This is a genomic window from Paenalcaligenes sp. DL 463 (assembly GCF_057475185.1).
This window is the reverse complement of sequence record NZ_JBYBKX010000001.1, coordinates 2,051,924-2,065,819: the sequence shown is the minus strand read 5'-3', so window position 1 is coordinate 2,065,819 and position 13,896 is coordinate 2,051,924. Positions and strand designations below refer to the sequence as shown.

The following is a 13,896-nucleotide window of genomic DNA, read 5'->3' as shown; positions in this document are numbered from 1 at the left end:
GACGGCACATCAGATCACGGAACGCGTTATGAACCTCTCCAGTCTGGGTAAGTCGGCGTTAGTCAACGCACAAAACAACCTACAAACCATCGGCCACAACATTAACAATGCAGCCGTTGAAGGTTACAGTCGACAAACGGTGCTGTCCCAAACCTCCGGTGCAACCAGTACCGGGGCTGGCTATATCGGTCGGGGGGTGCAAGCCGTTACGGTACAACGTGCATACGATGGTTTTTTATCTGGCCAGTTGGTTAAAGCACAAAGCACGGGGGCGGCACTGGTTTCATATGGGCATGAAATTGCTCAGGTTACCAACTTGTTCTCCGATCGCACGGTAGGTATTAATCCCGCGATTCAAAACTTTTTTGATGGTATGCACGCCATGGCTTCGACGCCAGCCGACCCTGCCGCACGGCAAGAGCTACTGGGCCGCGCAGAAAGTCTAGTCACGCAGTTAAATGATGCCAACGCGTTTTTACAAAATCAGCGTGAAAATATTAACTTGCAGTTGAACACGACCGTCTCGCAAGTCAATAGTTACTTAGAACGTATTAACGATCTCAACTTACAAGTTACGGCAGCCAAAGCGTCTAGCCCACATCATGCCCCTAACGATTTACTCGACCAACGCGATCAGTTGGTCTCGGAACTAAATCAACTGGTTGATGTGAAGGTTCACGAGCAAGACGGTGTATTTAACCTCAGCATTGGCAACGGCCAAGTGGTACTGGGTGGAACCAAAGTGTTCCCGCTTGAAGTTCAAGCGTCTCATACCGATCCTTCACGAAGCGTCATAGCGTATACCTCGGCCTTTGTTGATGGCGTGGCACAAACGGTGCAGTTAAAAGATACGGCATTTAGCGGTGGGCAATTAGGCGGGTTGTTGCAGTACCGTGCCCAAAGTTTAGATGCGACACAAAATGCGTTGGGTCGATTGGCCATCGGTATTGCAGACCAAGTTAACAAGGTGCATGCCGAGGGTTTTGATTTAGAAGGTAACCCCGCTACCGACTTTTTTAATTTCAAGCTTAGTGCCCCGATCCCTACCGGGAAAAACGGCGATCCCGTGCCTCAGCTTCAGATCACGCTTGAAGACAGTGCTCAGCTAAGTGGTAATGATTACGCTATCGAGTACACCAATGGCGAATACAGAATGCGTACGCTGCCTAACGGTAGTGCGCAAGTCATTGATCCTAACGACCCAGCAGGTATTGTTGTTGATGGTATTCGTTTTGAGTTCACCGGTGCTGACGATGCGGTAGAGGGTGATAACTGGCTTATTCAGCCCACGCGCCATGCCGCGGGCGACGTTAGCGTCGCCATTAAAGACCCATCTAAGGTCGCCGCAGCGGGGGCAAACGAAGACGGCGATTCGTTAGGGGCGGCTAACGGCGACATCGCGCTAAAACTGGCGGCGCTGCAAAGCGATAAAACCCTAGGCAACGGAACGCTGAACTTTAACGATGCCTTTGGGCAAATCGTTAATCGGGTGGCGGTACAAGCTCAGCAAAATGGCACAGCAGCCAATGCGCAAGCCAGCCTAATTCAGCAAAACTATGCGGCCCAGCAACGCGTGGCGGGCGTGAATCTTAACGAAGAATATATTCTGCTTGATCGCTATGTAGAGCAGTTTCGCGCGGCCTCAAGGCTGATTGAAGTTAGCTCAAGTATGTTCGATACGCTACTTAGCTTGCGTACTTAAGCCTCTACATTAAGGACCAAATCATGCGTATTAGTTCCACTCTTTATTTTCAAACTGGGCTTAATTCATTAAACCGGCAGCAGTCCGATTTAATGAATATCTTTCAGCAGGTCGGTAGCGGCAAACGTATGATCACCGCCGCCGACGATCCACTGGCTGCGGCGCAAACCATTAGCTTGTCCCAAGCTCAAGGCATCAACAAGCGTTTTGCTGAAAACCGTGAGGTGGCCAGCCGTTCGTTGAACGAAGAAGAAAATGTGCTTAACGCGATCACCACGCAGCTTTCGGCCGTGAAAACGCGCCTAGTGGAAGCCGCGAATGGCTCGTTGTCTGACGCTGACCGTGCAACCTTGGCGAACACCTTTCGCAGTAGTCAAGAATCGCTGATGGGGCTGGCCAATGCAACGGATGGTTCAGGCCAATACCTGTTCGCAGGTAGTCAAAGCAATGTGCCGCCGTTCCAAGTGGACGAAGGGGTAGGGGCCAAGTACGTCGGCGACTTTAGCGACAGAAACATTCAAATCGATCAAACTCGTCTGCTGTCTAGTGCTGATAATGGTTACGATATTTTCTTGCGTGCCGCACCGGGTATCAGCTCATTTTTGTCAGCTGGCGATGTGAATAACGCTGGCTCAGGCCAAATTGCTAGTCCCACCATTACCAGCCCCAATCTAGCGGCGAATGTGGTGGGTGTTGATATCGAATTCACAGACGAAAGTCACTACACTCTTACCGTGAATGTGGTGAACGACGACGGCGACATCGTGCCGCATACCGTCAGTGGAAACTACGAGGCTTCAAGCGGCGCAACAGTTCTTGCCGTACCCACTCGCTTTGATGCGGCGGGTGACCCCGTTGTCGACGCTGATGGGCAGCCGGTATCTGGTCTTAGTATCAGTTTTGAAGGGGCTCCAGTGGCTGGCGACCGCTTTACTGTGCAACGCGCAAGCGCTACGGCGATGGGTGATTACCAGCGAAGCGATATCAATCTGTTCAATACACTTGAAGACGTGATTCGAGCCTTAGAAACACCAGCCGACGGCGATCCGGTGGCTCAGGCTCAATTGCGTAATGTGTTGAACGGTGCCATGCAGCGTATCGACGTTAACTATAACAACGTGTTGACGGTTCGGGCCTCGGTTGGGGCGCGTATGAATGAAATTGATGCACTCGATGCTAATGGTTCGCTGCAAGCCCTACATATCACTTCCGAATTAAGCCGCCTTGAAGACTTGGACTACTTTGCCGCCTCATCGCAGCTAGAACTACGTCAGGCCGCACTTGAAGCAGCCTCGTTGGCATTCAAGAAAATACAAAGCACCAGCCTGTTCTCGCTCAGAGCAGGTGGCTAAAACTCAAATAATAAAGCATTACGAACCCACGTTAAGTGGGCCTTAATCACTAATTAGCGAGTAGAAAACAGATGTTATTTAAAAGTATATCGCTTAAGAAAAGCATCACGATATGCGTGGTGATAATGCTGTTGCTAACCATAGGTGCTTCTACCGTAGGGTTGTATTATCAGCAGCAAAGTTTGGCCAGTTTAGAAAGCTTACGTTCTAGCAGTCTCAGCGAAGCAACTCTTGCTGCACATATCGATGTATTAAGTGCGAACTACCAGCGCACACTGATATGGATCATTGCCATCGTTACGCTGTCTGTTCTGGGGGGGATACTGCTCTACACGTTGATTTCCCGCCGCGTCGTGCGACCACTTACCACCATTGCGTCGCACTTTGAAATGATTGCAGCAGGCGACTTAACACAGCGTATTCTTGTTCTTACCAACAATGAAATTGGTGCGGTGTTTACATCGCTACGCCGCATGCAAGAAAGTTTGGTGCGTACCGTCAGTACGGTACGAAACGGCATTGATGAAATTAGCGATGGCTCGGGTGAAATTGCACAAGGTAACACCAACCTTAGTGATCGTACTGGCGAGCAAGCCGCCGCCCTGCAACAAACGGCGGCCAGTATGGAGCAGTTGGCCAGCACCGTACGTCAAAATGCCGACAACGCTCATCAAGCTAATCAGTTGGCTGTCACGGCTTCCACGGTGGCACAACGCGGGGGTGTTGCCGTCGGCGAGGTTGTGTCGACCATGCAGAATATATCTGAAAGCTCGCACAAAATTTCGGATATCGTCAATGTCATCGATAGCATTGCCTTCCAAACCAATATTCTTGCTTTGAACGCTGCCGTTGAAGCCGCCCGTGCAGGCGAATTAGGTCGTGGTTTTGCCGTCGTTGCGGCAGAGGTTAGGGCACTTGCGCAACGTAGTGCACAAGCCGCGCGTGAAATCACTTCACTTATCGACGACTCGGTGTCTAAGGTCTCCGAGGGCTCTGATCAAGTAGAGCGAGCAGGCGCCACCATGCAAGAAATTGTTGATTCCGTGAAGCGCGTAACCGATATCATGGGTGAAATTACCGCCGCTACGATCGAGCAGTCCACCGGTATTGACGAGGTTAACCGAGCCGTCAGCCAAATGGACGAGACCACGCAATATAATGCGCAGTTAGTTCAACAAGCTGCACGGGCTGCTGCCAGCCTGCGTCATCAAATAGGTGAAGTTACGAACGCGGTGTCGACGTTTAAGTTGCGTGACTCGGATGTTATCGAGCTTGCTGCTAAACCGGTGCGCACCGCACCGCGTAATACAACGCTGCAATCCGTAGGCAAGCCACAAAGCAGCTCGTCGACGATGTCACGCTCTACGGCCGCATTACGTAGCAGTAGCACTGCAGCGTTGTCGCCAAGTGCCGATGGGGCTGTTCGACGCGATACCACCGTTTCAGCCCGAGTCAGTGCGGTCAGCGATAGCCATCAAGCGGCTAGACCTTACACAAAGAACGAGCCTGTGTCGGCGGCCGATGACATGAAGTTGCTACGTCCTGATTTAAGCGGAAGTAAAAAAGCCACTAACCCAGATGACGATTGGGAAGAGTTCTAATGTTAAGGTCGGGGCTTCAATGTGTCGGGCGCATGCTAAGCATAGCCTTACTGGCTGTAGCGCTTAGTGCTTGCCACAGTACCGGAAATCGTTACTCGATCTTGGGTGAAAAGTGGTTGCAACCCGGCATTACGACCGCAGCCGATGCCCGAGTGTTTTTAGAAGGAAACCCCGTCAACGTCTATCGTCAAAGCGATGGTTCCAGTTTGCAAGTATGGCAGCATGGGCAATCGCTTTTCCCCGATGGCGTTTACTACCATAACGAGCTTTGGCTCGAGTTCGATCAACAAGACACCTTGCGCCGTGTCGTGAAAAGAAAATAAACGTCTCTTCTGATGGGCCGAGGTTGAAGGCTTGATGTCCATGCTTTCAACCTAAAGCTAAGCGCGTACTCTCAACTTTTGTGCTAGGGTTAACATAGCGCACAGCCCATGCATTTTCGATGCAGAGACGCTGTTGCGAATGGATGTTGACGAGCAATAGGCTTATGCTGCAAACAGCGTGAAGCAGAGAGGTTCTTTTGGACGAGCAATTATTTAGAGCGGGCCGAGACGCCGTTAAGCAAAACTTACAGTCACTGGTTAGCTTGCTTGAGCTGTACCCCCCTTTTGACCGCATGCATACCGATAATTTGCAAGCGCTGTTAAGTCGGGGAAGCCTCGCCTTTTTTGCTGCGGGTGAACAAATACTGGGCCCAGAGGATGGGGTGTGCAATCACCTGTTCATTGTTCGACAAGGCTTGGTCAGCTTATCGAAAGCCAGTGTCTCAAAGGTAGCAGAAGGCGAAGAAGCTGAACTAGAACCCGATACCGAAGCCTTATTGGGCCCGGGGGATATGTTTCCCTTGGGAGCGTTATTGGGCGAACGCTCTACCCAACGCGTACACGTGGCCGATGAAGATACCTTCTGTATTTTAATTGCAAAAGCCGATGTGCTAGAGGTGTTGAAGCGTTCAGAACCCCTGCGTTTATTCGCTTTTAGTGGGGTAAGCAGTTTGTTTGGGCAGCTTTATGAACAAGCTCGCCAAACCGCCTACGAGCAAAGTAGCCCAAGTATTAGTTTAAGTACACAAGTTAAAAAGCTGGTACAGCGCGAAACTGTTACCTGTTTACCCACTACCACGGTCAGTGAAGCTGTAGGGATCATGCACAAAGAGGCCGTGAGCAGCATTGTTGTTAATGACGACACGCACGGTTTGATGGGCATTTTTACCTTACGTGATTTGCGCCGAATTATTGCCCAGCAGCAAGACGCCTTGCATCGTCCGGTGGCCGACATCATGACCGCCAAGTTGGTTACGGTGCCACAAAACTCAAGCGCCTTTGAGGCAGCGATGCTGATGGCTCAGCACCATATTGGTCACATTTGCGTTACCGACGGTGAAGCCCTAGTGGGGGTGATTTCAGAGCGCGATGTGTTCGCGCTACAGCGTGTTGATTTGGTGCACTTATCGCGCCAATTGCGTTACGCCAGTAATGCCCAAAATCTGATTGAAGCGCGCGCTGATATCCCCGAACTGGTCACGATGATGTTGGCACACGGCGCAAATGCCAATCAGCTAATGGACGTGATCACGCAGCTTAATGATCATACCTCGTGTCGCGCCATTGAGTTGTCGCTCAAAGATCATCCGGCTATTGATTTTGAATTTAACTGGATGCTATTTGGTAGTGAAGGGCGGGGCGAGCAAACCCTATTCAGCGATCAGGATAACGCCATTTTATTTAAGGCTGATGGAGCCGAGCAAACCGAGCAGCGACGCCAATTATTATTGGTGTTTGCCCACCAAGTGAATGTATTGTTAGATCAATGTGGCTTGGCGTGGTGCAAGGGCAATATTATGGCCAGCAACCCTAAGCTGTGCTTGTCTTTAGAGGAATGGAAGGCCACGTTTACGCGCTTGGTAGAAGACCCATCCCCTCGACACTTGCTAGAGTCCAGCATCTATTTTGATTTGCGTTGCTTGTGGGGTAAGCCCACCGCTTTTAACCAGATTCGACGTTACTTACAGCAGGTTTGTGTCGAACACACTCGTTTTCAACGTGCTTTGGCACGTACAGCCTTGCTGAATAAGCCGCCAGCGGTAGATACCTTACGCAGTCTATTGGGTGTGACCTTAGGCGCACGTACGCGCGTTGATGTGAAGTATCAAGGCTTAAGCCCTTTTGTCGATGGCATTCGAGTGCTGGCGTTGTCTACCGGTTGTGTTGAGTCCAGCACGCATGATCGCATTCAACACTTACTTGAACGCGGTGTGTTTACCAAGCCCGAGGCGCGCAGTTATTCTCAAGCCTTTAATTACTTGCAATTGTTGCGCATGCAACAGCACCAAGAACAAATTAGTCAGGAAGAAGGCCTAAGTAATAGTATTGAGCCTAGCCTTTTAGACCCTTTAGATAAACGCATGTTGCGCGAAGCCTTACGCCAAGCGCGGCACTTACAAACGGTACTGCAGTTACGCTATCGCATTTAAGGGCTGAGATGAATCTTTTCAGAAGAATGCGTAAACAGTGGTTTGATGAGGCAGGGCCAGACTGCGTAGACTTAGACGGCGAGCCTTGGCTTGATGCCAGAGACATGCCTTTGGCGGCCACCCCGTACTTGGCGGTTGATCTCGAGACCGACGGTTTGGATTTAAAGAAAAACCGTATTTTGTCTGTGGGCGCCGTACGCGTGGGCGACGGGCAGCTTCACTATCGCAGCAGCTTTTACCGCGTGTTAAAGCATCGCGGGCGCCTTCGAGGCGACTCGCTACTAATACATGGCTTGATGCCCAGCGAATTAGAAAAGGGCGAAGCCAGTACAGCGGCACTTAAGGCTTTATGTCATTTAGGTAATCAGTGCGTCTGGGTGGGTTTTCATGCTGGCTTTGATGCGCAACTTTTACAAAATGCGTTCAGAGACGAGTTCCACTGGCGCGTGCGTCCGAATATTGTAAATATTGCTGATTTTTTACCCATGCTTGTGCATGAGGTCAGTGATGCTGAAAACACCCTAGAGCATTGGGCGACGCATTTCAAACTGGATGCCCGAGGGCGTCATAATGCGTTAGGGGATGCCTCGGTAACGGCCGAACTACTGTTAATTGTATTAGCCAAAGCGCGCGTGGCCGATATCAACACGTGGGCTGAGCTTTACGAAAGGCATAAAGATTGGTCGCATGTACGTCATCATTTAACGCCCACCTTTTAGCTTTTCATCACCTTTTTACGCACCTGCTAATCGATAGCTAAGTCTTAACATGGTCTCGTAACCGCGATCAAAAAAGTCCGTTAAAAACGGTGTGATTTGTGGCACGATAACCGTCAACAAAATAAGCCCCACCAGTAAGGTAATGGGGAACCCAACCGCAAAAACCGTTAATTGTTGTGCAGTACGGTTCAGAATCCCGAAGGCAAGGTTAATGGTCAGTAAAACAATAATCAGCGGTAAGGCTAACAGTAGGCCGCTAAGCATCAACTGACCGCTCCATTCAATCAGTACCCCCCAGCCGTTAGAATGCAGACTGGTGACTTGTATGGGCAAAATCTCGAAGGTGTTAAAAAGCACGCTTAATAAGATTAAATGACCATTCAAGGCCAAGAAAACCAGCATGGACACCAGATTGAGAAGTCGGGACAGTACCGCTGTGTTAGAGCCAGTGGCAGGGTCGAAAAAGGAAGCAAAGGACAAACCCATTTGCAAACCAATAAATTCACCGGCAGTTTGCACCGCTGCAAACACAATACGCATCACCAGCCCTAAGGCAATACCAATCAAAATTTGCTGTGCTGAAATCAGTAAGGCACTAAAAGATGCCGTAGGGATATCCGGCATGGGTGCCAAGGTGGGCGAAATAGCCATCGCAATCACGGCGGCTAACCCCACTTTTAACCGCGTGGTGATGGACGACTCGCTAAATAACGGGGCGGTCGCAAACAGCCCTAAGATACGAAAAAAAGGCCATAAAAAGCCGTTCATCCAGCCATAGAGTTGTTCAATGGTGAACGAAACCATACCGCGTAGCGCTACAGCGCCATATTGGGTAGCTGCGTGAACAGGGATTGCATGTAATCCACCATGGTGCTAATTAACCAGGGCCCTAAAATCACAACAGCAATCCCAACGGCCAGCAGCTTAGGAATAAACGAAAGCGTCATTTCATTGACCTGCGTAGCCGCCTGGAAAATACTAATGACTAAACCCACAATCAAGGTGACCAGCAGCAGAGGGCCGGCCAGTATCAGCGCCACCCTAAGTGCTGAATACGTCATGGTCATCACGATTTCAGAGGTCATTGTGGGCTCCTAGAGATAAAAGCTTCGGGCCAGTGAGCCCATCAATAAATGCCATCCATCGGCCAGTACAAACAGCATGAGCTTAAAGGGCAGAGAAATCGTAACGGGCGGCACCATCATCATCCCTAATGACATCAACACACTGGCAACCACCAAGTCGATAATCAAGAAGGGAATAAAAATCGTAAAACCAATTTGAAAGGCGGTTTTAAGTTCGCTGGTGACAAAGGCCGGCACCAGAACACGTAAGGGTACGGCTTCGGGGCCGTCCATTTCGCCGATGTCGGCCATTTCGCTAAAAAGGCGTAAGTCGGTTTCTCGAGTTTGGTGCAACATAAACTCTTTAAGTGGGCCTGCTCCACGCTCTAAGGCAACAGGAAAGGATATTTCTGCTCGCGAAAGGGGGGCATAAGCGTCGTCGTAAACCTTATCAAAAACCGGTCCCATGGTGAAAAAGGTTAGAAACAATGCCAAGCCGACTAAAACGCTATTAGGCGGCGCTGAGCCCGTACCCATGGCATTTCGTAATAGCCCCAATACGATAATAATGCGTGTAAAACCCGTCATCATCAACAAGATGGCGGGTAAGAAAGACATCAGCGTAAGCAGCGCCAGCGTTTCCACACTTAATGACCAGGTTTGGCTGCCATCACTGTTTTCGGCTGACGTAATCGCCGGTAAGGTGGCTTGGGCCAAGCTTTCATTGGGCCACAGTAATACCGCTCCTAGCAGTATGAGTAGGCCAAGCGCACGCACAGCGGTGTGAAGCGAGGTGGCTGGCGTCTCGCGCTGCCTGTTTAGGCAGAAGGTATTGCGTAGTAGGCTAATAAAATTCACGGTGAATGGTTGGCACGGGACGCAACGAAATTAAAGGTAAAAACCGCTTAAGGCGGTATCAGGTGTTTGGGTCTTGATGCTGTTGTTGCCGTCGACGAAGCAAGCTTTTGAAGTCGGTCGCTGACGCGCTGTTAGAAGGTATTGCGGCAGTGGAAGCCTGTGCTTGTTCGTTGGCCGTAGTCGATGTTCGGGTATCGAGTGTGTCGGGGCCGTTTTCAAAGCGGTGTAGGGTGGTAATTTGCTGCGGTGTGACGCCCAGCAATAACTGCTGTTTGCCTACTTCAACCAAGACTACATTGGTACGGGGCCCAAGACTTTGGCTACTTAAAATGTTGATGCGTTGAGGCCCTTTGGGGCGAAGCAGTCCACTGCGTTTAGCGAGCCAGGCGCTTAGTAGAATGAGGCCAACAATAAGCACCAAGCTTACGCTGATACGAATAAGGTCGGCCCCTTGCATGATGATCTCGACTTATCGACGACCATTCAGACGCTGGATGCGGTCTGAAGGCGTGATGATGTCGGTGACACGTATGCCATACTTCTCGTCCACGACGACGACTTCGCCTTGGGCAATTAAATAGCCATTAACAAAGATGTCCATGGGTTCGCCCGCTAAACCGTCAAGTTCAACTACCGAGCCTTGGCCCAGTTGCAGAATATTTTTAATGGTTAGGCGTGTACGGCCCAGCTCAACTGAAAGTTGAACGGGTATATCCATAATCATGTTGATATCGCTATTCGCACTTTCAGCACCCCCAGTTAAGGGCTGAAAGACGTCACCAGCCGCTTCAGCAGAGGCTTCTGACAAAGGGTCGGGGTCGCCGGCTGCCGTTTGTTCAGCAAGAGCAGAGGCCCAGTCATCGTCTAAGCTTTGTGCCAGGCCATCGGCTTGTGTGCCGCCTGATGTGTCGTGTGTGCTGGCTGCCGCCAATTGTTCAGCCATCGCCGCTTCCCAATCGGAATCAAGACTATCAGGCTCGGTGTTGTCAGAGTCGAGGTCTTTATTTGGATCTGTCATGAAGATTCGCTTTTCGTAAATTAGTTTCAGTGTTAGCCAGAATTTTTTCGACGCGTAGGGCTAATCGGCCGCTGGAGGTGCCGTAACTGCATTCCATGACTGGCACGCCCCCTACGTGAGCGGTGACGATTTCGGGTATATCAATGGGTAAAACGTCCCCTTTTCGCAGCTTCATTAGCTTGGCAATAGAGGTATTGATTTTTTGAAAATCAGCAACCAGTTCGACATCGGCGCTGCGTACTTGACGGCTGAGTTGCTGTGTCCAGCGCTGGTCAATGGCATTGTTGCTATTGTCTTGCAGCGGACGTATGAGCAAATCACGCACGGGTTCAAGCATGGAGTAGGGCAAACACACATTTAGGTTGCCGCCTTGGGCTCCGAACTCGATATTAAAAGACGTGACTACCACGAGATCGTTGCCGGTACTGATACTTGCGAATTTCGTGTGCATTTCAGAACGAATGTATTCGAACTCAAGCTCGTACACGTTCGACCACGCTTCACAATAGCTTTCTAGCGTTAAGGTCAACAAGCGCACAATAATGCGCTGCTCGGTTACCGTGAAGTCTCGGCCTTCTACGCGAGTGTTGTAGCGCCCATGCCCACCAAATAGACTATCAATAATGAGAAAAACCAAGTTGGGGTCAAAGGTAAACAGCGAGACCCCACGTAATGGCTTTAACGACACCATGTTCAGGTTGCTAGGCACCGGTAAATTGCGCTCAAAATCGCTGTATTTTTGGATTTTGATGGCGCCCACAGTGATGTCGGCGTTACGGCGCATAAAACTTAACATGGTGCTGCGCAGATAGCGCGCAAAACGCTCGTTAATCAGTTCGAGCGTTTGCATTCGATGCCGTACGACACGCTCTGGCGAGGCGAGATCGTAAGGCCTTACACCGGACGACGAAAGTTCGGCCGTTTCGGTGGGAGTGCTTTCGCCAGAGACGCCCGCCAGAAGGGCATCAACTTCATCTTGCGATAAAAAGCTTTGGTACGACATTTACTGGACCACGAAAGCGGTGAATAAGACGTTAGCAACACGGGGTGCAACGGGATTAGGTTCTAAAGGCTGGCGCAATGCTTCGGTGAGTAAGCTGACAAGTTGCTCGCGACCTTCTGGCGTTTGAACATGAAAGGGGTCTTGAGCCGATAAGGTTTTCAGAATGCGGTCACGCACCATGGGCATGTACTCGTTAAGCATGCGGCGTGACTCGTCGTCTTCCACGCGTAAAGTGATGGCGACATGCAGAATGCGTGAACGTATGCCGTCACTGAGCGTGACCGTGAAAGGGTCAAGTGATGTAAAAATGGGCTTAGCCGAGGCAGTGCTTCGCGTTGCGACCTCGTTGTCGTCTTCTGAAACGTCGGTATTGCTTTGAGCGTTAGCCGCAAAAAAAGAGAAACCACTTTCTTTGCTGGCGTAATACAGGGTAGCCCCAACACTAATGGCAATAATAAGCAGTACCATCAGCACGATATTAACGAGGCGCACCAATGTTGCCACTTTACTGCGTTGTGCAGGAGCGGAGTTGACTGAGGCAAAGCGTGTCGGATTTGAGGTAGCCATAATAATCTGTAGCGCAGCAATGGGTGGGAGTACTGCTAAATAAGCCCTTTATGAATTGTGCCTTAGGAAGCCTGAAGTCGTGCGTTGGAACAACCCCGCGAATGCAGTGCTAATCTTTGAATTGCGCTACAACAGCGTTGGTTTTTGATCCCTGTGCGTAGCGGTGGATTAGGCAAAGGTATCCACCAAGGCATCAGGGTTACTGCTACGGCTTTGCACCACAGCGTCAGCCGCGGTAGTTGATGCATCAGGGGTGCCCAACACGCTTGCGAATGATTGTGACTGTCCAGGCTTGGCTTGAGGGTTCGCATGTTGTTCAAAATGTTGTGCGCTACCTTGATCACTGACATCCGCCTGCCCCAAAGAAAGCCCCGCTTGGGCCAACGCTTGTTGTAGCTGCGGCAGCGCCTGTTCGATGGCACTGCGCACCGAGGCATGGGGTGAAACAATGTAGGCCTGTGCGATCGAGTCGCTGAGTTTTAAGCTAATGCGAATAGGCCCAAGCTCGGGCGGGTCTAAGCGTAGTTCGGCCTGATGCACGCCATTGGGTGCGCCTTGGGTGAAGCTAACGATTTGTCTACCGAATTCGCTACCCCATTGAGCATGGTGCAACGGCACGTTAACGCTGGCGCTTAAAGGCAAGGGCGTAGCGTGAGCCGTGCTAGCCACGCTGTGGCCGACGAAAGCAGTGCCGAGGTTAAGCGAGCTAGCTGGATCAAAGGACGAGGTGGCGTTGCCATGATGGGCATCGACTTGAAAGCCACTAACGCGAATGTCATTCATTGTGCGGGTAGCGAGATCGGCCACATCGGTCGCCTCAAAACGCTGGGCGTTAGCGCCGAGCGGCTGATGCGAAATATTGTTACTCAGCGCTTGCCCCTTAGCAAAGGTAGCGCGCGCGCCCTGACTGTTTTGTGCGCTTTGATGCGTAGAGGTACCACCTAGCTGATGTTGAGCCAGCGCACCCAATGCCGCCGTATCATCGGTACTAACCCCGCGAGCCAGTTGTTGCGCGGCTGCTGTGACGACGCTAATGGATAGCCTGTGTTCAGCCGTTACGTCAGGCTTTAAACGAACATCACTATCGTGCTGTACTCGTACGTTGTCGGCTTGTAGGGCGGTGACTGCGCTATTTTTAGTATTTGTGCTGCCTTGCCCTGGCGTTTGTTGACCGTCAAGCTTCAGTGCTTGACGGATACCGGCGGATTCGGAAGCGATAAACAAGGCCGCGCTGACGATGGGGTCACGTTGATTTTCGTGGGCGATACCTAAAGAATCATCACCTTTTTCTTTAGTCGCTTTGTCGTCGCGGTGTGGCGTAGCGTGTGCCGCGTCGGTAGTGCTGCTTTGATCGTTGGCGGGCTTCGCACCAGCGGTTGAGGCCGGTTGGTGAGCCTCGGACTGCTGTGCTAATGCCTTAGAGAACGCGCTATCGTCAGCGTTCGCTGCCGCTTGGTTGGCCACGGAAGTGGGCAAGCTTGAGGCGCTAGTTGCGGTAGGTGATACGACAGCAAGGGCGTTGGCATTCATGTGAAGTCC

14 protein-coding genes are annotated in these 13,896 nt (G+C 51.0%); 6 read left to right on the top strand and 8 right to left on the bottom strand.

What is annotated here, in order from left to right:
- Positions 1–28: 28 nt before the first annotated feature.
- The 6 genes from flgK to AC2UZI_RS09875 all read left to right on the top strand — a co-directional run bounded on the left by flgK (position 29) and on the right by AC2UZI_RS09875 (position 7,847).
- Complete coding sequence (gene flgK / locus AC2UZI_RS09900; RefSeq protein ID WP_486943636.1) at positions 29–1,702, top strand: flagellar hook-associated protein FlgK; 1,674 nt, start codon at positions 29–31, stop codon at positions 1,700–1,702.
- A gap of 23 nt (positions 1,703–1,725) precedes the next feature.
- Entirely contained in the window at positions 1,726–3,054 is a 1,329-nt protein-coding gene (gene flgL / locus AC2UZI_RS09895; protein ID WP_486943635.1) for a flagellar hook-associated protein FlgL, read from the top strand.
- Positions 3,055–3,179: 125 nt separating this feature from the next.
- Positions 3,180–4,655, top strand: coding sequence for a methyl-accepting chemotaxis protein (locus AC2UZI_RS09890; RefSeq protein ID WP_486943634.1), 1,476 nt, complete (start codon positions 3,180–3,182; stop codon positions 4,653–4,655).
- 32 nt (positions 4,656–4,687) lie between these two features.
- The gene (locus AC2UZI_RS09885; RefSeq protein WP_486943633.1) at positions 4,688–4,978 is read left to right on the top strand and encodes a hypothetical protein; all 291 of its coding nucleotides are present in this window, start codon (positions 4,688–4,690) and stop codon (positions 4,976–4,978) included.
- Between the two features lie 197 nt (positions 4,979–5,175).
- Positions 5,176–7,128, top strand: a complete 1,953-nt coding sequence (locus tag AC2UZI_RS09880) for a DUF294 nucleotidyltransferase-like domain-containing protein (protein ID WP_486943632.1) — start codon at positions 5,176–5,178, stop codon at positions 7,126–7,128.
- A gap of 8 nt (positions 7,129–7,136) precedes the next feature.
- The gene (locus AC2UZI_RS09875) at positions 7,137–7,847 is read left to right on the top strand and encodes a 3'-5' exonuclease (RefSeq protein WP_486943631.1); all 711 of its coding nucleotides are present in this window, start codon (positions 7,137–7,139) and stop codon (positions 7,845–7,847) included.
- A 15-nt stretch (positions 7,848–7,862) separates the two neighbouring features.
- On the opposite strand, the gene fliR is transcribed toward AC2UZI_RS09875, so the two are convergent.
- The 8 genes from fliR to AC2UZI_RS09835 form a co-directional block, all read right to left on the bottom strand.
- On the bottom strand, positions 7,863–8,651 hold the full coding sequence (fliR, locus tag AC2UZI_RS09870; RefSeq protein WP_486943630.1) for a flagellar biosynthetic protein FliR: 789 nt from the start codon (positions 8,649–8,651) through the stop codon (positions 7,863–7,865).
- Between the two features lie 11 nt (positions 8,652–8,662).
- Entirely contained in the window at positions 8,663–8,932 is a 270-nt protein-coding gene (gene fliQ, locus AC2UZI_RS09865; RefSeq protein ID WP_486943629.1) for a flagellar biosynthesis protein FliQ, read from the bottom strand.
- Positions 8,933–8,941: 9 nt separating this feature from the next.
- Positions 8,942–9,688, bottom strand: coding sequence for a flagellar type III secretion system pore protein FliP (gene fliP / locus AC2UZI_RS09860; protein WP_486943753.1), 747 nt, complete (start codon positions 9,686–9,688; stop codon positions 8,942–8,944).
- 139 nt (positions 9,689–9,827) lie between these two features.
- A complete protein-coding gene (gene fliO / locus AC2UZI_RS09855; protein WP_486943628.1) occupies positions 9,828–10,226 on the bottom strand; it encodes a flagellar biosynthetic protein FliO in 399 nt (132 codons plus the stop codon).
- A 12-nt stretch (positions 10,227–10,238) separates the two neighbouring features.
- The gene (gene fliN, locus AC2UZI_RS09850; RefSeq protein ID WP_486943627.1) at positions 10,239–10,787 is read right to left on the bottom strand and encodes a flagellar motor switch protein FliN; all 549 of its coding nucleotides are present in this window, start codon (positions 10,785–10,787) and stop codon (positions 10,239–10,241) included.
- Complete coding sequence (fliM, locus tag AC2UZI_RS09845) at positions 10,771–11,790, bottom strand: flagellar motor switch protein FliM (protein WP_486943626.1); 1,020 nt, start codon at positions 11,788–11,790, stop codon at positions 10,771–10,773. Before fliM ends, fliN begins: the two co-directional genes overlap by 17 nt.
- The gene (locus AC2UZI_RS09840) at positions 11,791–12,357 is read right to left on the bottom strand and encodes a flagellar basal body-associated FliL family protein (protein ID WP_486943625.1); all 567 of its coding nucleotides are present in this window, start codon (positions 12,355–12,357) and stop codon (positions 11,791–11,793) included. It lies immediately after the preceding gene.
- 168 nt (positions 12,358–12,525) lie between these two features.
- A complete protein-coding gene (locus tag AC2UZI_RS09835) occupies positions 12,526–13,887 on the bottom strand; it encodes a flagellar hook-length control protein FliK (RefSeq protein ID WP_486943624.1) in 1,362 nt (453 codons plus the stop codon).
- Between the last annotated feature and the right edge of the window lie 9 nt (positions 13,888–13,896).